This window comes from Streptomyces sp. NPDC039430 (assembly GCF_055639435.1).
In genome coordinates this window covers 145,190-166,208 of the sequence record NZ_JBVKAK010000002.1, presented here as the reverse complement: position 1 = coordinate 166,208, position 21,019 = coordinate 145,190, and the positions used below count along the sequence as shown (strand labels likewise).

Below are 21,019 nucleotides of genomic sequence, written 5' to 3'. Positions count from 1 at the left end.
CGCCGCGCCTCACGCGCCCGCGGGCTGGCGTGTCCTGGTGCTTCGGGCCTTGCGGGACACACTCCGCGCCTCACGCGCCCGCGGGCTGGCGGACGTGGGCGTTGATCCAGGCGACGATGGAGGTCGTCGTCGCCCCCGGGGTGAAGATCTCGGCCACGCCCAGCTCCTTGAGCGGGGGGATGTCCGCCTCCGGGATGATGCCGCCGCCGAAGACCTTGATGTCGGCCGCGTCGCGCTCCTTGAGCAGCGCGATGACCTTCGCGAAGAGCGTGTTGTGCGCCCCGGAGAGGATCGAGAGGCCGATCGCCTCGGCGTCCTCCTGGATCGCCGTGTCCACGATCTGCTCGGGTGTCTGATGGAGCCCCGTGTAGATGACCTCCATCCCCGCGTCGCGCAGCGCACGCGCGATCACCTTGGCCCCGCGGTCGTGCCCGTCGAGTCCCGGCTTCGCCACCACCACCCGGATCGGGCCGCCGGCCGGCCGCGCTCCGCTCGTGCCGTCCTGGCTCCGCGACTGATTCCCCGGATCCTGGTTCTCCGGATGCCAAGCCACACCCATCACTGCCTCCACATACCGACCGCACTGTCATTGGCACGGGTCCCCGCGCCCCGGTCCGGTCGGGACCGGGCCCACGGAGGTGAACGAACGTTATCCACAGCATCCCGCACGCGGCCGTTTCGCGGAGGTCCGCGAGGGGGAAATCACACGTGGGACATGTTCGCTTTGCGTCGTTCCGGTATGACTCGGCCCACCCGGCCGGGCAGGGGACGACCGCGAGGGGAGCCGCAAGAGGAGTCGCCACATGGGCGCCGTTCCACCGTGCCGCCAGCCGCGCGGCGCGGTGGCACGGCTCACGTGTACCGGCCCCGGGCACTTCGGCGTGCCGGAAGCCATCCGACCCGCCGGGCGGCGCCCCATGAGGGCACGCGAGGGCCAGAGACGCCCCCCGGGTGCCGTTCGGAGGTCGGCTGTGAAGGTTTCGCCGTTCTTGCCGCTTTTCCCCTTCGTTCCGCCACTCCTGCGCCAGGCGGGCCGCGTGTGGCACGCCACGCTCCCCGACGACGCGCTCGACGCGCTCCGGGCCAACGCGCTCGACCTGGCGGTGCTCACCGGCCATCTCGTCCTCTACCCGGCCGGAATCATCCAGGAGCGCCGAGCCGAACCCCTGCCGCCGGAAACCGCCCAGTTGCCCACCGAGGGCCGCACCCATCCCCCCGTCGTCCTGCTCCACGGCCTCGTCGACAACCGGTCCGTCTTCGTCCTGCTGCGCCGCTCCCTGGCCCGGCACGGCTGGACCCGGCTCGTATCGCTCAACTACTCGCCGCTGACCTGCGACATCCGCACGGCCGCCGAGGAGCTGGGCCGCCATATCGAGGAGATCCGCGCCCGCACCGGCCACCGACAGGTCGATGTGATCGGACACAGCCTCGGCGGGCTGATCGCGCGCTATTACGTACAGCGTCTGGGCGGTGACTCACAGGTACGTACGCTGGTCACGATCGCGACGCCGCACGAAGGCACGGCCGTCGTGCCACTGGCGGACGCCCACCCCGTCGTACGGCAGATGCGGCCGGGGTCGGATCTGATCGAGGAGTTGCGGCTGCCCGCGCCCGGCTGCCGTACGCGATTCGTGAGCTTCTGGAGCGATCTCGACCAGCTGATGACGCCGGCCCTCACCGCGCGCATCACGCATCCAGACCTCCAGGCGGAGAACGTACTGGTGAGCGGGGTCGGGCATCTCGCCATGACCGTGCACCCAGGAGTCGCCGCCGGGATCCGGCACGCGCTCGAATCCCCCGGACTCACCGGCGAATTCAGCCTGGACGCCGTCAACTCCGGTCTCACGCCCGAGGAATCCGCGGAGGACGAGCCCCGATTCGACGGGCCGGCGTCCGTCGCCTGACGCGCGGGACTCTTCGAAATCCCTCTCCCGTCTCGAACATGTATCGAACGTAGGGCCAAGTCTGCGCCCGTCGTCCGCCGAAACACGGCCGAATGCCCGTTTCAACGGAACGCAAAACCTGCCGAAGATTGTCGCCGTCCTATACCGCCGGGTACAGTCGCGGCCACTGCTTTCACTCAGGGAACCGGTCCGCCGGACAGGCTCCCGGAGGAAACCCTGGTTCTGCTGCCGAGGCGAGAGAGAAGTTGGTGAACGACCAGCACGCCCACGCCGGGTACGCCGCATACGACGGCTACCAGAACGGCAGCTTCGAGACCGACCCACTCTTCGGTACCATCCCGGACGGCTCGGGCGGCTATGACAGCCCCCAGGCCATGCCCGGCCAGTACGACGGTGCACAGTGGGACACCGGCGCTCATCAGACGACCGCGACCGCGTACGACGCGTACGCCGGGCCGCAGTACGAGCAGTACGACACCAGCGGCCAGTGGGCCACGGTCACCACCGCGCCCGACAGCGGCTATCAGCAGACCCCGGGCATCCCGGGCCAGTCGGCGGAGCCGGATGTCACGGGCCAGTGGGACGCGGACGCCTGGAACCAGGCGAACCAGGCGAACCTGTCACATCAGGCGCATCAGGGTGACCCGCTGAACGGGGCTGGCGGAACAGGTCAGTTCGACGCCACGCAGTTCGCGTACGGCGTCTCGGACCACACCGTCGCGGCACCGTTCGACCCCACCGCACCGTTCGCAGGCGCACAGTTCGAGACGGGGCAGTTCGAGACCGGGCAGTTCGACGCGTCGCAGTTCGAGACGGGCCAGTTCGAAGCGGCGCCGTTCGGGTACGAGGCGACCGCGCAGTGGGCGGCGCCCGCGTTCGACACCGGCGCGTACGACGCCACCGCCTGGAACTCGTCCGGCACAACGGCCGACGCCCCGTACGACAACGCGTACGAGCGGTACGACCTCGCCCCGGGCGCGGAGTACGGCGCCCCGGGGCCGGAGCCTGAACACGCCTTCGACGCGGAGCCCGGCTACGACGCCGAGACCGGCACGGGAAGCGACGCGCACGCCGAGGCCGGAGGGACCGGAGAGCCCGTAGCGACCGGGACCGGCACGGCCGGATTCGAAGGCGACACGGAAACGGACGCCGCGCCCGAGGCCGAACCGCTGCACATGGCGGAGACCATGACCACTCCCGCCGTGAGCGTCCCGCCCCGCAGCGAACGCCGGGCAGGCCCCGGCCCGTCCGGTGGCCGGGGCCGCCGTCGCACCCCCGCCAAGCGCTCCGCGCTCCTCACGGTCGCCGTCCCCTCCGCCTGCGTGATGGGCGTCGCGGGTGTCGCCGCCGCCTCCGTCGGCGGCCTCGGCGCGGGCGAGGAGTCCCAGGCCGACAAGACCACGACCGCCTCGGCCGCCGATCCCGGCTCCGTGAAGCCCGTGGCCGCGAACAACAAGCTGGACACCCAGCTCGCCGCGCTCAACGCCGACGCCCGCGACTTCGGCGACCGGGCCAGCCGCACGCAGGAGCGCATCGACCTCCAGGCCCGGCAGGAAGCGGAGAAGAAGAGGCGCGCGGCGGAGGCGGCCCGCAAGGAGGCCGAGCGGCCCAAGTTCGTCCTCCCCGTCTCACAGCACGGGCTCAGCGCGCGCTACGGCCAGGCCGGCGTCAACTGGATGTCCATTCACACCGGGATCGACTTCCCCGTGTCGTACGGCACGCCGGTGATGGCCGCGACCGACGGCACCGTACGCACGCAGTACAACAGCGCCTACGGGAACATGGCGATCGTGACCGCGCCCGACGGCACCGAGACCTGGTACTGCCACCTCAGCACCACGAAGATCCGTTCCGGTTCGGTCAAGGCCGGTGACGTGATCGCGTATTCGGGGAACTCGGGCAACTCCACGGGACCGCACCTGCACTTCGAGGTACGGCCCGGCGGCGGCGCCGCGATCGACCCGCTGGCCTGGCTCCGCAGCCACGGCGTCGACCCGACGTAACCCGACGTCAGGGGCGCCCCGCGGCGACCGCGCCCGCCCCGCCTCCGAACCGGCGTCGGACGTCCGGCGTAACGAGCCCCCCTCCGGGGCCCGTTACGTCGTCCCGTCCTCTTACCGCCCTTACAGCTTCTCGACCGGCGCGTAGCGCAGCAGCAGCCGCTTGGGCTTCGTGTCGCCGAAGTCGACCGTCGCCTGTGTGTCCGCGCCCGTACCCGTCACCGCCATGACCGTGCCGAGGCCGAACTGGTCGTGCGTGACGCGGTCCCCGACCGCCAGCGCGATCACCGGCTTGTCGGTGGTGCGCCGCGTCGCGAAACCCGAAGGCCCGCCGCCCGACCTCGACCGCGCGGAGGACGAGGACAGCGAGGACGCGATCCCGGACGTCGGCCCCGCGGGGATCTGCGCGCCGGTCCGCTTCCACTCCAGGTGGTGTCCGGGGATCTCCTCCAGGAACCGCGACGGCGGGTTGTACGAGGGCTGGCCCCACGCGCTCCGCATCGACGACCGGGTCAGATAGAGGCGCTCGCGGGCGCGCGTGATGCCCACGTACGCCAGCCGCCGCTCCTCCTCCAGTTCCTTCGTCTGGCCGAGGGCGCGCATGTGCGGGAAGACGCCGTCCTCCATGCCCGACAGGAACACGACGGGGAATTCGAGGCCCTTGGCGGTGTGCAGCGTCATCAGCGTGATGACACCGGAGCCGTCCTCGTCCTCGTCGGGGATCTGGTCGGAGTCGGCGACGAGCGCCACCTTCTCCAGGAATTCGGCGAGCGTGCCGGTCGTGGCGGCCGTACCGGCCGCGGGCGCGCCTTCGGCAGCAGCCCCGCCGTCCCCGCCGTCCCCGCCATCGCCCGCTGCCTCCGCGGCGGCCTGGCCGCGCTCCTGCTCGAACTCCAGCGCCACCGCGGCCAGTTCCTGGAGGTTCTCGATCCGCGTCTCGTCCTGCGGGTCGGTCGAGGCCTGCAACTCCGCCAGATAGCCGGTCCGTTCGAGCACGGCCTCCAGGACCGTCGCGGGCCCGGCGCCGGACTCGACGACCGTACGCAGCTCCTCCATCAGCGTGTTGAACCGCTTGACGGCGTTGGCCGACCGGGCGGCCATGCCGTACGCCTCGTCCACCCGCCGCAGCGCCTGCGGGAAGGTGATCCTCTCGCGCAGCGCGAGCGCGTCGATCATCGCCTCCGCGCGGTCCCCGATGCCGCGCTTGGGCACGTTCAGGATCCGGCGCAGCGGGACGTTGTCCTCCGGGTTGGCCAGGACGCGCAGATAGGCCAGCACGTCGCGGACCTCCTTGCGCTCGTAGAAGCGCACTCCGCCGACGACCTTGTAGGGCAGGCCGACCCGGATGAAGATCTCCTCGAAGACACGGGACTGCGCGTTCGTACGGTAGAAGACCGCGACATCGCCCGCCTTGGCCTCGCCCGCGTCCGTCAGCCGGTCGATCTCGTCGGCGACGAACTGCGCCTCGTCGTGCTCCGTGTCCGCGACGTAGCCGGTGATCTGGGCGCCCGCGCCGGCCTTCGTCCACAGATTCTTCGGCCGGCGGCTCTCGTTCCGCTCGATGACCGCGTTGGCGGCGCTGAGGATCGTCTGCGTGGAGCGGTAGTTCTGCTCCAGCAGAATGGTCGTCGCGTCCGGGTAGTCCTCCTCGAACTGGAGGATGTTGCGGATCGTGGCGCCCCGGAAGGCGTAGATCGACTGGTCGGCGTCACCGACGACACACAGCTCGGCCGGGTCGTTCTCCTCGCCCGAGGGGCCCACCAGCTCGCGTACGAGCGTGTACTGAGCGTGGTTGGTGTCCTGGTACTCGTCCACCAGGACATGCCGGAAGCGCCGACGGTAGTGCTCGGCGACATCGGGGAACGCCTGGAGCAGATGGACGGTGGTCATGATGATGTCGTCGAAGTCCAGCGCGTTGGCCTCGCGCAGCCGCGACTGGTACATCCGGTACGCCTCGACGAGCGTCTTCTCGAAGCCGTCGGCGGCCTGGCCGGCGAACGTCTCCTCGTCGATCAGCTCGTTCTTCAGATTCGAGATCTTGGCGCTGAAGGACTTGGGCGGGTACCGCTTGGGGTCGAGGTCCAGATCGCGGCAGACCAGGGCCATCAGGCGCTTCGAGTCGGCGGCGTCGTAGATGGAGAACGACGAGGTGAAGCCGAGCCTCTTCGACTCGCGCCGCAGGATCCGTACGCAGGCGCTGTGGAACGTCATGACCCACATGGCGTTGGCGCGCGGGCCGACGAGCTGGCCGACCCGTTCCTTCATCTCGCCCGCGGCCTTGTTGGTGAACGTGATCGCCAGTATCTGACCGGGGTGGACGCTGCGGGTGCCCAGCAGATACGCGATCCGGTGGGTCAGCACCCTGGTCTTGCCCGACCCGGCCCCGGCCACGATGAGCAGGGGCGAGCCGGTGTGCACGACGGCCGCGCGCTGCTCCTCGTTCAGCCCTTCGAGCAGCGCGGCGGGGTCCACGACCGTACGCGGCGCGCCGTCGCGGTGGTACTGGTCCCGCGCCGGGGGCGCGTCGTAGGCACCCTGGAAGAGGTCGTCGGGCACCTGCTCCGGTGCGTGCCCGGCGTCGTCCTCGGGCGGCGGAGGATGCTCGTCGCCGGAGGGCTGGAGGTCTGCCAGGAAACTGTCGTCAAAGAGGCTGCTCATCGCTTTCCGAGTCTAGGCCGCCCCACTGACACCCCGCGCCCGCCTTCGGAATTCCCCGCCCTGGTCGTCATCACCACAGGCGGCTCCCCGCTCACCCATCGTGACGAACGGACCCCACCAGCCGGTTTCACTCATCGCACCCGCAAATAGTCACGAAAATGTATCGGGCATATCGGCCATCGACCTTCACACCAGCACCACACTTTGGCTAGCGTGCTCGATCAGGCAGCCCGTACCCCCAACGGCGACCCACGCCAAGCGGGCGGCCCACGTCGAATTCGGACTTTCCTGAAGGAAGTTCGGAACCGGGGACCCACAGTGCACAACCGGGGTGAATCGGGCCTTTCACTCAAGGCCCGTAGGGCAGCCTTCCGTTCCGCCCGAACCCGACAGCTAACCCGGTAGGCGGTCCACGGAAGGAGATGCCGACCTTGGCGTCGCATCGCAAGCCGCGCAGCCTCAGCGGCGTACGTACCGCTTCTCCCGCCGTCGGGATCACGACAGCCGCGCTCGCCTCGGTCACGTTGCTCTCGGCGCAGAGCGCGAGCGCCGCGCCCGTCGAGCCGAAGCCGTCCATGGAGGAGGTACAGAAGAAGGTCGACGATCTGTACCGCCAGGCCGGCAGTGAGACGCAGAAGTACAACCGGGCGAAAGAAGCCACGCAGAAGCAGAAGCGCGCGGTTGACCGGGTGCTCGACGAGGTCGCCAAGCGCGCGGACAAACTGAACGAGGCCCGGCGTACGCTCGGCTCGTTCGCGGCCGCGCAGTACCGGGAAGGCGCGATCACCCCGACCGCCGCCCTGCTGTTCGCGGACAGCCCGCAGTCGTTCTTCGAGCAGAAGCAGGTGACGGACCGGCTGACGGAGCGTCAGCGCGGCGTCCTCACCGACTACCAGACGCAGCAGGCCGACGCGGCGAAGCAGCGGCAGCGGGCGTCGAAGGACCTGGAGTCGCTCACCGCCTCGCAGGCCGCGCTGCGTACGAGCAAGCAGAACGTGCAGCAGAAGCTCGGCGCGGCGCGTGCGCTGCTGTCGAAGCTGACCACGGAGGAGAAGGCGCGGCTGGCCGCGCTGGAGCGCAAGAAGGAAGAGGAGGCCCGCCGCACGGCGGAGGCACGGGCGAAGCAGGAGGCCCGCGCGAAGGCGGAGGCCGAGCGCAAGCGTGAGGAGCGGCAGGCCCAGGCCCCGTCGGCCGGTACGGGCTCGGGCACCGGCTCAGGCACGGGTACGGGTACGGGCGGTACCGGCACAGGGACCGGCACCGGAGCCTCGGACGGCAGCTATGCCACCAAGGCCGCCAAGGTCCTCTCCTTCGCCCGCGCCCAGAAGGGCAAGCCGTACGTCTGGGGCGCCACGGGCCCCAGCTCGTACGACTGCTCCGGCCTCACCCAGGCCGCCTGGAAGGAGGCGGGCGTGGAGCTGCCGCGCACCACCTGGGACCAGGTGAAGGCCGGCGCGCGCGTCGCGACCGAGGATCTGCTCCCGGGTGACCTGGTCTTCTTCTACGACGACATCAGCCACGTCGGCATCTACATAGGCGACGGCATGATGATCCACGCCCCCAAGCCGGGCGCGAACGTCCGCGAGGAGTCGATCTACTACATGCCGATCTACGGAAGCGTCCGCCCCGCCTGACAGCGGCCCCGGGGCCCTGTCAGGTCCAGAGCGTGGCGATGAAGATGTTGGCCATCGCCAGCCCGCCGACCGCGCCGAACAGCGGCTTCGGGGCGGTCTCGTCGTCGCGCTTCACGTACACCACGGCGAGGATCACGACCAGCACCGCGAGCTTGATGCCGACCTTGATGTTGTTCACCGTCTGATCGTCGGCCTGGTTGAGGCCCACCAGCGCCACGCCCGTGATGAGCATCGTCAGCGCGCCGTGCAGCATCGCCTTGTTGAAGCGGGCCGTCCCCGTGCTCATCGACTTCATCTGCGTGAGGAAGCCGCCGAGCAGCGAGGCTATGCCGATGATGTGAAGCGCGACGAAGACATTGATGAGTACGTCCATGCCCGGACCCTATCGAGGGCCATATCACCACCGAGCGGCGAGGTGGGGATCTGTTCCGATATCGGTCGGGTCCGGACGGAAAGGGGTGCCGAGGCCGCGATCATGCCGGTCACAATCCGGCCCTGTTCTGCCACCTCTCGCCAATACCGGCCATGCCGAGGCCGGACTGTGACCTTGCGCCCTAGCGTCCTTCTCCTGGCGACCGGCCATGACCCACCGTGACCGACTAGGGAAGAGGATCCACCCCCGTGGCAGCGCACCGAAAGCCCAGACAGCGCACGCTCACCGGCCCCGCCGGCCGAACCGCCGCCACCCTCGCACTCGCCGGGGCCGCGACCGTCACCGCCCTCGACGGCCCCGCGCACGCCGAGCCCCAGCTCACCCCGGCCCAGGTCAAGGCCAAGGTCGACGGGCTGTACGCGCAGGCCGAGACCGCCACCGAGCGGTACAACGGGACGAAGGTGAAGGCGGACAAGGCCCGTACCGCGCTCACGCATCTGCGGGACGAGGCCACGCGCAGGACGGAACGGCTCAACAACGCGCGCAACGCGCTCGGTTCGATCGCCTCCGCGCAGTACCGGGCCGGCGGCCTCGACCCCGCCGTACAGCTCGCGCTCAGCTCCTCGCCCGAGGAGTACCTGGAAGGGGCCTCGCTCGCCGAACGGGCCGGTTCCCGGCAGGCCGCCAGGATCACCGCGATCCGCAAGGAACTCGCCCGAATCGCCGAACTGCGCGCCCGCGCCGACGGCCGGCTCACGGAGCTGAGGGCCACCCAGTCCGAGCTGGCCCGGCACAAGTCCGCCATCCAGGAGAAGATCGGCTCCGCCCAGCGGCTGCTCGACCGCCTCACCGCGCCACAGCGCGCCCAGTACGACCAGCAGGACGGCCAGGAGCGGCGGGGCGCCGCGTCCCCGGCGCCCGGCGCGGTGCGGGCGCCGAACGCCCGTGCCGCCGCGGCCGTCGCCTACGCCTACGGGGCGCTCGGCAAGCCGTACGTCTGGGGCGCGACCGGACCCGGTGCCTTCGACTGCTCCGGGCTCACCCAGGCCGCCTGGCGCGCCGCGGGTGTCTCCCTCCCCCGCACCAGCTACACCCAGATCAACACCGGGCAGCGGGTCTCACGCGGCGATCTCGCCCCCGGTGACCTGGTGTTCTTCTTCTCCGGCGTCAGCCATGTGGGGATCTATGTCGGCGGCGGGCAGATGATCCACGCCCCCCGGCCGGGCTCGGCGGTCCGGCTGGCGCCGCTCGACCAGATGCCGTTCGCCGGGGCCAGCAGGCCCGCCTAGGTCCTGTCCGGCCGGACAGGACCTGGGCCCCGTCTTCGGAGTCCCGCAACTCCGGAGTCGCCGAACGGCCCACACCGGCGTGCCGGTTGCCCCTCCCCGGGTCACGATGGGCGCAGCATCCCGTCTGCCCTGAAGGGGGAGCCGTGAGACGAGCCAACGCCGTCAGAGGAACGGTTCTCGCCGTCGGCGCACTTTTCGTCCTGGCGCCGGTCGGCCTCACTCCACGGGGATGCGGCGATCTCTCCGGCGGCCGGCTCTGTATCGAGGGCCCGGTGGGCGGCGCGGGACCGTTCACCGTGCGCTACGAGCAGTACCAGGGCCGGCCCGGTGTCGCCGTACGCCTCGGCTACCAGCGCAAGGACGACCGGATCACCGCGTTCCCCGGCTGGCTGGGCACCCAGCAGACCTGGCGCGGCCGCGCCGAACAGACCGGCAGGCTCGACACCGCGCCGGGCGAGTGCATCCGCGGCGTGATGGAGCACCGGGACCGGACGTACGTCACCGAGTGGCACTGCTCGTAGAACCTCGTGGCCCTCGCGGACCGGACGGCGCGCGGACCGGACGACCCGCAGGCTCGGACGGCCCGCAGGCTCGGACCAGCCGCGCGCGGTCCCGGACCGGACGGCGCGCGGCTCAGACCAGCCTGCGCGCCGTCGCCCAGCGCGTCAGCTCGTGCCGGTTGGAGAGCTGGAGCTTCCTCAGCACCGCCGAGACATGGGACTCCACGGTCTTCACCGAGATGAAGAGCTGCTTGGCGATCTCCTTGTACGCGTACCCGCGCGCGATGAGCCGCAGCACCTCGCGCTCGCGCTGCGTCAGCCGGTCCAGGTCCTCGTCCACCGGCGGCGCGTCCGTCGAGGCGAACGCGTCCAGCACGAAGCCGGCCAGCCGGGGCGAGAAGACCGCGTCGCCCTCCTGCACCCGGAAGATCGAGTCGACCAGGTCCGTGCCGGTGATCGTCTTGGTGACATAACCGCGGGCGCCGCCCCTGATGACCCCGATCACATCCTCGGCCGCGTCCGAGACCGACAGCGCCAGGAAGCGCACGGGATGCTCGACCGCCCCCATCATCGGCGCGCAGCGGCGCAGCACCTCCACGCCACCGCCGCCCGGAAGGTGGACGTCGAGGAGTACGACCTCGGGGCGGGTCGCCGTGATGACGGTGACCGCCTGGTCGACATCGGCGGCCTCGCCGACGACCTCGACGCCCGTCTCCTCCGTACGGCCGATCTCGGCCTGCACTCCGGTACGGAACATCCGGTGGTCGTCGACGAGCACGACCCGTACGCGCCGGCCGTCCCCCGCCGGGCCGCCGCTCTCCGCACCGGTGGCCCCGGCCTGTGCGCCCTCGCTCATGGTCTCTGTCCCTCGCCCTAGTCGTTCGCCGCTGATACAAACCGCTGGTGCGGACCGCTCGCACGGGCCGGGACCCGGCACCCGCACTCAGTCTGCCCGTTCCATCTCCAGCTCGACCTCCGTGCCGCCGCCTGGCACCGAACGCAGCCGCGCCGTGCCGCCGTTGCGCTGCATCCGGCCGATGATCGACTCCCGTACGCCCATCCGGTCGGCCGGCACCGCGTCCGGGTCGAAGCCGGGGCCCCGGTCCCGTACGGAGAGGAAGACCGTACGCCCCTCCACCTCCGCGAAGACCTGTACGGCGCCACCCTCGCCACCGTACTTGGCGGCGTTGACCATCGCCTCGCGCGCGGCCTGCATCTGCGCGGCCAGCCGCTCGTCGAGCGGGCAGTCGCCCACGACCACGACCTCGATCGGGACCCCGTGGTAGTCCTCGACCTCCGCCGCCGTGCGCTTCACCGCCTCGGCGAGGGTGGTGGGTTCGTCCTCCTCGTCCTTGCCCGTGCCCTCGGGTTTGTAGAGCCAGGCACGCAGCTCCCGCTCCTGGGCGCGGGCGAGCCTGCGGACCTCGCCGCCGTCGTCGGCGTTGCGCTGGATGAGCGTGAGGGTGTGCAGCACGGAGTCATGGACATGCGCGGCGACCTCGGCCCGTTCCTGCGCGCGGATACGCATCAGCCGTTCCTCGGAGAGGTCCTGCGTCATCCGTACGAGCCAGGGTCCGGCGAGCAGGGCGACACCGGCCATGACCGCGATCGCGCCGGTCAGGATGTTGCCGAACTGGGCCGCCGCGCCGCGCACCACCATGAAGACGGTCAGGCCGAGGCCGACCAGCGCGACGCCCGCGAGACCGCGGGCGAGCTGGAAGATCCGGGGGCGTCTGCCGACCTCGGTCCAGCGGGCGCGGCGCGCGTTGTCCGCCTGCCGCCAGACCAGGACGACGCCCGCGCCGATCAGCAGGGCGGGCCATATGTAGCGGTCGGCGTCGCCGCCGCCCAGATTGACGTTGCCGACGAAGACGGACGCGCCGATCAGCAGCGCGACAAGCGCGAAGATCTGGCCCATGTCGGGCTTGCGGAGCCGCCGCCGGCCGTCGGGGCGGGTCTCGAAGAGGGTGCGCGGTTCGGCCGTCGTACCGCCGACACCGAGCGGTACGACGATCCAGAAGACGGCGTAGAGCAGCGCGCCGAGGCCCTGGGCGAAGAGGAGACCGAGGAAGACCAGCCGTACCCAGACGATCGGCAGCCCGAGATGCCCGGCCAGCCCGCGCGCGACACCGCCGACCATCCGGCCGTCCGCGCTGCGGTAGAGCTTGCGCGGAGCCTGTTCCTCGGGCAGAGGGGCGCGGGAGGCTGAGGTCGCGGCGCGTGGCGGGGGGGCTGGCATGTCATTGATGGTCACATGGCGCGGCGTACGGGGACATCAGGGTCGGACCCCTGAGGCGACCCTGAGACCTGGGGATACCCGAGGGGCGCCTGAGAGCGCCCGGACCGGGCAGGCGGGACTTTCGCAACACGCCCTAGGGGCGCCGCCTGCGTCAATATCAGGGACAGACCGGGGTCGGCGCCGCTGGAGCCCGCGCCCGCGCGCCGTCACCATGGACGTATGACCCAGCCGCCCTCCGCGCCGCCTGCCGCGCCTCCCCCGGCATCGGCCCCCGGCCCCGGCTCCGGCCCCGCGCCGTCCCGCCCTCCGGCCCCGGACCTGCGGCGAAGCCACCGGCAGAAGGTGGTCGCCGGGGTGTGCGGCGGCCTCGGGCGGTACTGCGACATCGATCCCGTGATCTTCCGGATCGTGATCGGGGTGCTCACGGTCACCGGCGGCATCGGACTGATCTTCTACGGCTTCGCCTGGCTGATGATCCCGCTGGACGGCGAGGACGAGAACGAGCTCCGCAGACTGCTGTCGGGCCGGGTCGACGGCTCGTCGCTGATCGCCGTCCTGCTCGCGCTGGTCGGCTGCGGACTGGTCCTGTCCATGCTGGGCGACGACGGCACGCTCTACTTCGCCACGATGCTGTCGATAGCGGTCGTGGGCTCGGCCGTCTGGTCGCAGCGCCGCCGCGTCACCGTGTCCGCCGGTGTGTCCGCCGCTTCCGCGACGGCGCACGCCACGGCGGAGGCGCCCCCCGAGACCCAGGCACCGCCGACGCCGGGCGGCGCCCCCTCGTGGTGGCGTGACCCGATCGTCAAGGACGGCGCCACGGGCCGCACTCCGGGCCGCCCGGCCGGGGCGGACTATCTGTGGGGTCCGCCGGAGGCCGCCGAGGAGCGCCGGGAGCGGCGCGGCGGCATGCCCTCGCCGCGGATACGGACGCCACGCCCCCGGGGCCCGCGCGGGATCAGCGGCACCGTATTCCTGCTCGCGCTGCTGGCGGGCGGGCTCGGTACGCGCCTGACGTGGGACAGCCATCCGTTCGGCACGAGCCTTCAGATCGGTCTGGCCGCCGCGCTCGCGGTCCTCGGGCTGGGGCTGGTGGTCAGCAGCTTCCTGGGCCGGACCGGTCTGGGCACGATCTTTCTGGCGATGGTCACGGCCGGGCTGCTCGCGGCGAGCGCGGCGGTGCCCAAGGACATCACCACGGAGTGGGGCCGCCGGCAGTGGACCCCGGCCGCCGTCGCGTCCGTGGAGCCCCGGTACGAGCTGGGGTCCGGCATCGCCACCCTCGATCTGACCGGCCTCGCCGTCCCCCAGGGGCAGACGGTCCGTACGTCCGCCGAGGTGGGCGCCGGGCAGCTCAAGGTCGTCGTACCGGAAGGAGTGACGGTGAAGGTGCGTGCCACGGCCGGTCTCGGGGACATCAGCTTCCCCGGGGAGCCGCCCAACGAGGTGAACATCTCCGCGGACCAGGCGCGGCAGCGCACACTGTCGCCCCGCGCCGGATCCGCTCCGGCGGGGGCGCTGGAGCTGCGGCTCGAAGTCGGCGTCGGCCAGGTGGAGGTGACCCATGCCGCGTCATGACTTCAGACCGGGCCGGCTGTTCGTGGGGCTGACGATGCTCGGCACGGCCGTCCTGTACGCGGGCGACGGCACGGGCACCTGGCACACACCGTGGTACGTGGCCTTCCCGCTGGTCTTCTGCGGCCTCTTCCTGGCGTCCGTCGTCGCCTGGACGCACTACCGCGTACGCCGCCGCCGGCCGGCCAGGACGGCGTCCAGCGAGAACACCGGCGCACCGGCCAGCACGAGCGGCAGCCAGGCCATGAGATAGGCGAGGTCGTTGCCGTAGTAGTACGGGGTGCTCTGCCAGCTGATCGTCAGCCACAGGCTCAGCGAGATCAGGGCGCCGCCGAACGCGGCGAGCCGGGCGAGCACCCCGAACAGCGTCCCCAGGCCCACGGCGAGTTCGCCGAGGGCGATGGCGTAGCCGAACCCCGAGGGGCTCTTGAGCGCCAGATCCACCAGCGCGGGGATGGCCGAGCTGTCACGGACCGCCCGCATCATCTCGCCGACGGACCCCGTGCCGGTCGCCGAGAAGAAGCCGCTCTGGGTGAGTTTGTCGATCCCCGCGTAGATGAAGGTGACGCCGAGGAAGATCCGCAGCGGCAGGAGCGCGTAGCGCGCGGCGTTCTCGCGCCGGCCCGTCCGCTCGTCAGCGAGCCGCCCATAGGTGTCCGTCCGGTAGCCATGCGTCATCGCTGGTCCGCCTCTCCTGTCCCACGCCGCTGCCGCGGGGGCGAGTGTCCCCGCGTGCCTTGTCCATGCATACGCATCAGGACACGCCGGCACTCAGTGAACCAGCCAACAGCCTGTCGGAATCGGACAGTCATCAACAGGCTCTGAACGGTGAGCGGCCGGATACGTTCACTACCTGACCCGACCGCTCACACCTGACCTCACGGCTGAACGGGCTCCCGCCCGGCATGACAGGTCTAATCCAGAACCTCGACGATCACCCGGTTGGTCTCGATTCCGGCCGCCGTCACGACCTGCACCTCGACGGGGCCCGGCTCCACATCCACCGGTACGGGCACGGTGAGCGAGGTGTCCGACGGATTGGCGAAGCCGCCGGGGACGGGCACCAGCGGGACATGGACGTGGACCGCGCCGATCCTCACGACCATCCGGGCCAGCCGGTCCGGGGTGCCCGCGCCCGGCGGCACGAATCCGGCCCCGCGGATCTCGATGTCGTCGCCGGTACGGATCGGGGCGTCGAGATCGCCCGCCTCCCTGGCGCGTACCACCGACAGGACGACGGGCCGCCCGCCCTCCGCGTACTTGCCCGCGAAGTAGGTGGCGGCGGAGACCGCGACCAGCAGCGCCAGCGCCCAGGGCAGATCGGGCAGTTGCTCGGGCCTGCGCGCCAGCCGGACCGCCGAGAAGACCACGGCGACGGCGCTCACCAGCGTGTACTGCACATCCGTGAAGCTGCCGCGTCCCGCGTCGTCGCAGAGCAGATCGGCCAGCCGCGGCCGGTCCGCCCGTACCTTCTGCAGCCGCTGGCCCAGGACCCGTACGGCCACCACCCGGCGGACGACGACGGCGATGGCGCACACCACGGCCAGTACGGTCACCAGGCCCGCGCCCCGGGCCAGTTCGAGGCCGGCGATCAGCTCGTCGCGCCGGCCGGGCCCGGCGGCGCCCGCCAGCTGGAGGGCGAGGACGAGCACGGAGAAGACGGCGAGCAGGACCCAGGCGGAGGCGACGGTCCGCGAGGTCGACAGCCGGTTGTCCTCGCCGATCAGCGGCGCGAGCAGGCCGCCCCGGCCGCGGTGCAGCCAGGCGGCGGCGGTCAGCAGCCCGGCGACGACGAGCGCGGCGATCAGTCCGGCCGTACGCGCGAGCGTCCAGCCGGCCCCTATCGCGGTCACGGACTGGACCAGCGCGAGCAGCACGACCCCGCCCCACACCACCAGCAGCGTCCGCCGCCGTACGGCGTACAGCCAGGCGTCGCCCGCCTCACGGCCGCGGTCGGCCACCGCGTTGGCCGACTGGGTGAGTTCGTCGGAGACCCACTGGCGGGAGGCCGCCGCCGAGTACGCCACCGCGGCGGGCAGCCCCTGTCCCGCGGCCAGTTCGTCCCGTTTCACCAGGAACGCGGCCACCGCTCGCCGGTGCCCCTCCCGCGCTCCGTGCGGACAGTCCCCGCACGCACAGCCTCCGCCGTGCGCGCCCTGCCTCGCCTCTTGCACCGCCACGCCGAACGCCGCCTTCCCGCCCCGCCCGCCCACCGAACTTCCTTGCAACGCAAGGAAAATTCTGCCGTACGGAGGGCAACCCGCGCGCCGTAGAGGCGGTCGGAACGGGTGACAACAGCGTTACGGTGTTGACCGCGGGGGCACGCTGTCCGTCATTCCCACTCGATGGTGCCCGGCGGCTTGCTCGTCACATCGAGGACCACGCGGTTGACCTCCGCGACCTCGTTGGTGATCCGCGTGGAGATCCGCGCCAGCACCTCATACGGCATCCGCGTCCAGTCGGCGGTCATCGCGTCCTCGGACGAGACGGGCCTGAGCACGATCGGATGGCCGTACGTCCGTCCGTCGCCCTGCACACCCACGGACCGCACATCGGCGAGGAGGACCACCGGGCACTGCCAGATGTCCCGGTCGAGCCCGGCCGCCGTCAGCTCCTCGCGGGCGATCGCGTCGGCGTCGCGCAGCAGGTCGAGCCGCTCGCGCGTGACCTCGCCGACGATCCGGATACCGAGGCCCGGTCCGGGGAAGGGCTGGCGCTGGACGATCTCGTCCGGCAGCCCCAGCTCCTGGCCGACCATCCTGACCTCGTCCTTGAACAGCTTGCGCAGCGGCTCGACGAGCTCGAACTCGATGTCGTCGGGGAGCCCGCCGACATTGTGGTGGGACTTGATGTTGGCGGTGCCGGTGCCGCCGCCGGACTCGACCACGTCCGGGTAGAGCGTGCCCTGGACGAGGAACGCGACGTCCTCGCCCTCCGCGCCCGCCTCGGCGACGATCTCGGCCTGCGCCTGCTCGAAGACCCGGATGAACTCCCGGCCGATGATCTTCCGCTTCTGCTCGGGGTCGGAGACCCCGGCCAGCGCGGTGAGGAAACGCTCCTCCGCGTCGACGACCCTGAGCTGCACTCCGGTGGCGGCGACGAAGTCCTTCTCGACCTGCTCGGTCTCGCCCTTGCGCATCAGCCCGTGGTCGACATACACGCAGGTCAGCTGGGAGCCGATGGCCTTCTGGACGAGGGCGGCGGCGACGGCCGAGTCCACCCCGCCCGACAGCCCGCAGATCGCGCGCTTGGTGCCGACCTGCTCACGGATGAGGGCGACCTGCTCGTCCACCACATTGGCGGTGGTCCAGGTCGGCTCGATACCGGCGCCGCGGTAGAGGAAGTGCTCCAGGACCTGCTGGCCGTAGGTGGAGTGCATGACCTCGGGGTGGTGCTGCACCCCGTACAGCTTCTTCTCGTCGTTCTCGAACGCGGCGACGGGTACGACATCGGTGGAGGCCGTGACGGTGAACCCGGCGGGCGCGGCGGAGCAGGCGTCGCCGTGCGACATCCAGACGGACTGCTCGGCCGGGGTGCCCTCGAAGAGCGTGGAGCCGGTCTTGGAGACCCGCAGCTCGGTACGGCCGTACTCCCGCGCTCCCGTGTTGTCGACGGTGCCGCCGAGCGCGGTCGCCATCAGCTGGAAGCCGTAACACATGCCGAAGACGGGGACGCCGGCCTCGAAGAGCGCGCGGTCGACGCTCGGGGCGCTCTCCGCGTACACGGAGGACGGGCCGCCGGAGAGGATGATCGCCCGGGGGTTCTTGGCCAGCATCTCGGCCACCGGCATCGAGGACGGGACGATCTCGCTGTAGACCCGTGCCTCGCGGACGCGGCGGGCGATGAGCTGGGCGTACTGCGCGCCGAAGTCGACGACGAGTACGACGTCGGGAGCGGCGGCGGGGGGTGCTGCTGGCACGGGGGCGGCCTTCCGGCGGTGATGGAACGTGGGATGTCGCGGTGCCAATTCTAACGGCGGGCGGACACCGGCCGGGGACGGCCGCTCGTCTCACCATCCGAACCCGCTTTGCCCCGCGCGGGTGGGCGGGGTCCATACTGTCCGTATGCGCACGCAGCTGACCTTCGTCTTTACCTATGGCACCGGCCCGTCCGGCTGCCATGGTCGTGCTGCTTGAGCTGACAAGCGACTTCCCAGGCGCCCCGGGCCGACAAGGCCCGGGGCGTCTGTCGCGTTCGGGGCCGTGTGGCCGCCGGGGCCGTTCATCCCCCGAGCCCCCGAGAAGGAACCCCGCATGACTGTCACGGAGAACACCGGCGCCCGTACCGAGAACACCGGTGCCCGTACCGAAGAGGCCGCCACGCTCATCGGAGACGCGCGCGAACGCGTCGACGCGCTGGACGACCGGATCATCGGTCTCGTCCAGGAACGGATGGCGGTCTCGGCCGTCATCCAGGACGCGCGGATGACCTCCGGTGGCCGCCGGGTCAATCTCTCCCGCGAGATGGAGATCCTCGGCCGCTACCGGGAAGCCCTCGGCAAGCCGGGGACGGCGCTGGCGATGACTCTGCTGGAGCTGAGCCGGGGCCGCGTCTGAGCCGTGCGGTGTCCCGGGCGGGTCCCGCCGTGTCCCGGTCCCGCCGTGTCCCGGGACACCGTCACGGATCAGGCCCGGTCGCGGATCAGGCCGTGTCCCGGTCAGGCCGCATCTGAGTTCGGGTGCCGCTCTCACCCGTACGGCGCGTGACCGGGTCCCGTGAGGCTTCGTTGGACCGTGCGTCCGTGCCCAGCCAGGGGCGGGCGCGCACGAAGAACAGAGGAACACCACGCGTGGCTCCGCCGGGGCGTGCGGCGTACCGCAGGTGCGCCGTGGGACCTCGCCCCGGCGTTCGTGACCGGTCGGCAGGGGACAGCAGCCCGGTCACCCATGGGAGGCCGGTTCCGGGGACGCCCGGGACCGGCCTCCCTTCGCGGCTCCCACCGGCACGGCACATGCCGGCGTCGCTCTCACGCCCTCTTCGGCGGGATCTCCGGCATCGCCACGAACGGCAGCCGCAGCGCCCCGAACGCCTCCTCCGGCACGGCCGGGGACACCGGCGCGACCGGAGCCTGCCTGACGTACGCGGCCCCCTGCTCGGGACGGCGGTCGGGCTCGCCCTTGTTCGGCCAGAGCGACATCGCGCGTTCGGCCTGGGCCGTGATCGTCAGGGACGGGTTCACCCCGAGGTTCGCCGAGACCGCGGAGCCGTCGACCACGGAGATGCCGGGGTATCCGTACAGCCGGTGGTACGGGTCGATCACGCCCTCCTCCGCCGAGGCCCCGATGACGCAGCCGCCCAGGAAGTGCGCGGTCAGCGGCGTACCCATCAGCTCGCCCACGTTGCTGCCCGCGAAGCCGTTGATCTCCTGCGCGATCAGCGTCGCGGCGCGGGTCGCCTCGGGGATCTGCTTCGGGTTGGGGGCGCCGTGTCCCTGGCGCGCGGTGAGCAGCCCCTTTCCCACGCCGCCCGGTTTCCGGTAGGTCGTCAGGGAGTTGTCCAGCGACTGCATGACGAGACCGATGATGGTCCGCTCCGACCATCGGTGGTTGGAGAGTGAACGGAGCACCAGCATCGGGTGCCTGGCCGCGTTCCCGAGCCAGCTCCGTACCCGCCGCTCGCTGTAGGGCACCTGAAGGAGCGTCAGCACGCCCATCGCGTTCGAGCGCTTGCCGTAGCGCACCGGCTCGATATGGGTGGTGTCGTTCGGGTGGACCGAGGATGTGATGGCGACGCCCCGGGTGAAGTCCACCTTCGGCGCGCCGTGCCGCGCGCGGTAGCGCCGGTCGTCGGTCTGCGCGCCCACCAGCGCCTCGGAGTTGCTGCGGGTCAGCTCGCCGAGCCGGGCCGAGAGGCGCGGCAGCAGTCCGCGGTCCCGCATGGTGTGCAGCAGGGTCTGGGTGCCGTACGTACCGGCGGCGATCACGACCCGGCGGGCGCGCAGAACGCGTACCCGGCCCTTCTGGCGGCCCTTTCCGCGCACCCGCGTGGGCACCGTCGTGACCCGGAAGCCGCCCTCCCCGTCCTCCGTCACCGCCACCACCGAGGTCATCGGGTGGACGGCCGCCCCGGCGCGTTCGGCCAGATGGAGGTAGTTCTCGTTGAGGGTGTTCTTGGCGCCGTGCCGGCAGCCCGTCATGCACTCGCCGCACTGCCTGCACGCGGTGCGCGCGGGGCCCGCCCCGCCGAAGTACGGGTCGTCCACGGCGGACCCGGGCCGGGTCTTCGCCGTACCGTCCGCGTCCTGGCCATCCCCGAAGAAGACCCCGACCGGCGCGAGATGGAAGCTGTCACCGGCGCCCATCGCCTCGGCCGCCGCCTTCAGATGGACGTCCGAGGGGGTCATGGTCGGGTTGAGCCGTACGCCGAGCATGCGGCGCGCCTGGTCGTAGTAGGGCTTCAGCTCCTGCTGCCAGTCGGTGATGGCCGCCCACTGGGGGTCCTCGAAGAACGCGGCGGGCGGTACGTAGAGCGTGTTGGCGTAGTTGAGGGAGCCGCCGCCGACCCCGGCGCCCGCCAGCACCATCACATTGCCGAGGAGATGGACGCGCTGGATGCCGTACAGCCCGAGCGCGGGGGCCCACAGGTAGTTCTTGAGGTCCCAGGAGTTCTTGGGGAGGGTGTCGCGGGTGAAGCGGCGGCCCGCCTCCAGGACGCCGACGCGGTATCCCTTCTCGGTCAGCCGCAGCGCGGAGACCGAGCCGCCGAAGCCGGAGCCGACGACGATCACGTCGTAGTCGTACGCGGAATCGTCGTACGCGGAATCGTCGTCCTGTCCGTCACGGCCGTCGCGCACCGCGTCCTGATCCTGGGCATGGCTGTCCTGTGCCACTGGCTCTCCTCATTGAGACCG

Annotated in this window: 17 protein-coding genes and 1 riboswitch; of the genes, 8 read left to right on the top strand and 9 right to left on the bottom strand. The window is 71.4% G+C overall.

What is annotated here, in order from left to right; all coding sequences use genetic code 11:
- Positions 1-70: 70 nt before the first annotated feature.
- On the bottom strand, positions 71-559 hold the full coding sequence (locus ACZ7LS_RS05720) for a cobalamin B12-binding domain-containing protein (RefSeq protein WP_382668299.1): 489 nt from the start codon (positions 557-559) through the stop codon (positions 71-73).
- A 430-nt stretch (positions 560-989) separates the two neighbouring features.
- On the opposite strand from ACZ7LS_RS05720, the gene ACZ7LS_RS05715 reads away from it, so the two are divergent.
- Both ACZ7LS_RS05715 and ACZ7LS_RS05710 read left to right on the top strand, forming a co-directional pair.
- Positions 990-1,904, top strand: coding sequence for an esterase/lipase family protein (locus ACZ7LS_RS05715; RefSeq protein ID WP_385131838.1), 915 nt, complete (start codon positions 990-992; stop codon positions 1,902-1,904).
- A 248-nt stretch (positions 1,905-2,152) separates the two neighbouring features.
- A complete protein-coding gene (locus ACZ7LS_RS05710) occupies positions 2,153-3,907 on the top strand; it encodes a M23 family metallopeptidase (RefSeq protein ID WP_385131836.1) in 1,755 nt (584 codons plus the stop codon).
- 120 nt (positions 3,908-4,027) lie between these two features.
- On the opposite strand, the gene ACZ7LS_RS05705 is transcribed toward ACZ7LS_RS05710, so the two are convergent.
- Positions 4,028-6,562, bottom strand: a complete 2,535-nt coding sequence (locus ACZ7LS_RS05705) for an ATP-dependent DNA helicase (protein WP_382520510.1) — start codon at positions 6,560-6,562, stop codon at positions 4,028-4,030.
- Between the two features lie 276 nt (positions 6,563-6,838).
- A riboswitch (cyclic di-AMP (ydaO/yuaA leader) is annotated at positions 6,839-6,986 on the top strand.
- Between ACZ7LS_RS05705 and ACZ7LS_RS05700 the strand changes: the two genes are divergently transcribed.
- Positions 6,985-8,196, top strand: a complete 1,212-nt coding sequence (locus tag ACZ7LS_RS05700; protein WP_385131834.1) for a C40 family peptidase — start codon at positions 6,985-6,987, stop codon at positions 8,194-8,196. Its footprint overlaps the riboswitch before it by 2 nt.
- 19 nt (positions 8,197-8,215) lie before the next feature.
- Here the strand turns inward: ACZ7LS_RS05700 and ACZ7LS_RS05695 are convergent, their stop codons facing one another.
- Entirely contained in the window at positions 8,216-8,569 is a 354-nt protein-coding gene (locus ACZ7LS_RS05695; RefSeq protein WP_385131831.1) for a hypothetical protein, read from the bottom strand.
- Between the two features lie 248 nt (positions 8,570-8,817).
- On the opposite strand from ACZ7LS_RS05695, the gene ACZ7LS_RS05690 reads away from it, so the two are divergent.
- Positions 8,818-9,858 (top strand): C40 family peptidase, encoded by a 1,041-nt coding sequence (locus ACZ7LS_RS05690; protein ID WP_382873992.1) that lies wholly within the window; start codon positions 8,818-8,820, stop codon positions 9,856-9,858.
- Between the two features lie 143 nt (positions 9,859-10,001).
- Positions 10,002-10,379 carry a hypothetical protein gene (locus ACZ7LS_RS05685; RefSeq protein ID WP_382520503.1) on the top strand — a complete coding sequence of 126 codons (378 nt, stop codon included), beginning with the start codon at positions 10,002-10,004 and terminating at the stop codon, positions 10,377-10,379.
- 112 nt (positions 10,380-10,491) lie between these two features.
- Here ACZ7LS_RS05685 and ACZ7LS_RS05680 read toward each other — a convergent pair whose 3' ends face one another.
- Both ACZ7LS_RS05680 and ACZ7LS_RS05675 read right to left on the bottom strand, forming a co-directional pair.
- A complete protein-coding gene (locus tag ACZ7LS_RS05680; RefSeq protein WP_382520501.1) occupies positions 10,492-11,214 on the bottom strand; it encodes a LuxR C-terminal-related transcriptional regulator in 723 nt (240 codons plus the stop codon).
- Between the two features lie 87 nt (positions 11,215-11,301).
- Positions 11,302-12,597, bottom strand: coding sequence for a PspC domain-containing protein (locus ACZ7LS_RS05675; RefSeq protein WP_382520499.1), 1,296 nt, complete (start codon positions 12,595-12,597; stop codon positions 11,302-11,304).
- Positions 12,598-12,816: 219 nt separating this feature from the next.
- On the opposite strand from ACZ7LS_RS05675, the gene ACZ7LS_RS05670 reads away from it, so the two are divergent.
- Positions 12,817-14,172, top strand: coding sequence for a PspC domain-containing protein (locus ACZ7LS_RS05670; RefSeq protein WP_385131827.1), 1,356 nt, complete (start codon positions 12,817-12,819; stop codon positions 14,170-14,172).
- Positions 14,159-14,422 carry a hypothetical protein gene (locus tag ACZ7LS_RS05665; protein WP_382520495.1) on the top strand — a complete coding sequence of 88 codons (264 nt, stop codon included), beginning with the start codon at positions 14,159-14,161 and terminating at the stop codon, positions 14,420-14,422. The genes ACZ7LS_RS05670 and ACZ7LS_RS05665 overlap by 14 nt, the downstream gene beginning before the upstream one ends.
- Here the strand turns inward: ACZ7LS_RS05665 and ACZ7LS_RS05660 are convergent.
- From ACZ7LS_RS05660 to guaA, 3 genes are all read right to left on the bottom strand, one after another.
- Positions 14,329-14,847 (bottom strand): DoxX family protein, encoded by a 519-nt coding sequence (locus ACZ7LS_RS05660; RefSeq protein WP_382873983.1) that lies wholly within the window; start codon positions 14,845-14,847, stop codon positions 14,329-14,331. The two genes, ACZ7LS_RS05665 and ACZ7LS_RS05660, sit on opposite strands and share 94 nt — an antisense overlap.
- A gap of 236 nt (positions 14,848-15,083) precedes the next feature.
- Positions 15,084-16,349 (bottom strand): hypothetical protein, encoded by a 1,266-nt coding sequence (locus ACZ7LS_RS05655; protein WP_382520491.1) that lies wholly within the window; start codon positions 16,347-16,349, stop codon positions 15,084-15,086.
- Positions 16,350-16,501: 152 nt separating this feature from the next.
- Positions 16,502-18,088, bottom strand: coding sequence for a glutamine-hydrolyzing GMP synthase (gene guaA, locus ACZ7LS_RS05650; RefSeq protein WP_382520489.1), 1,587 nt, complete (start codon positions 18,086-18,088; stop codon positions 16,502-16,504).
- Between the two features lie 334 nt (positions 18,089-18,422).
- Here guaA and ACZ7LS_RS05645 point away from each other — a divergent pair, with 334 nt between their 5' ends.
- Positions 18,423-18,725, top strand: a complete 303-nt coding sequence (locus tag ACZ7LS_RS05645) for a chorismate mutase (protein ID WP_382668328.1) — start codon at positions 18,423-18,425, stop codon at positions 18,723-18,725.
- Positions 18,726-19,135: 410 nt separating this feature from the next.
- Here the strand turns inward: ACZ7LS_RS05645 and ACZ7LS_RS05640 are convergent, their stop codons facing one another.
- Positions 19,136-20,998, bottom strand: a complete 1,863-nt coding sequence (locus ACZ7LS_RS05640) for a GMC oxidoreductase (protein ID WP_385131822.1) — start codon at positions 20,996-20,998, stop codon at positions 19,136-19,138.
- Positions 20,999-21,019 lie beyond the last annotated feature (21 nt).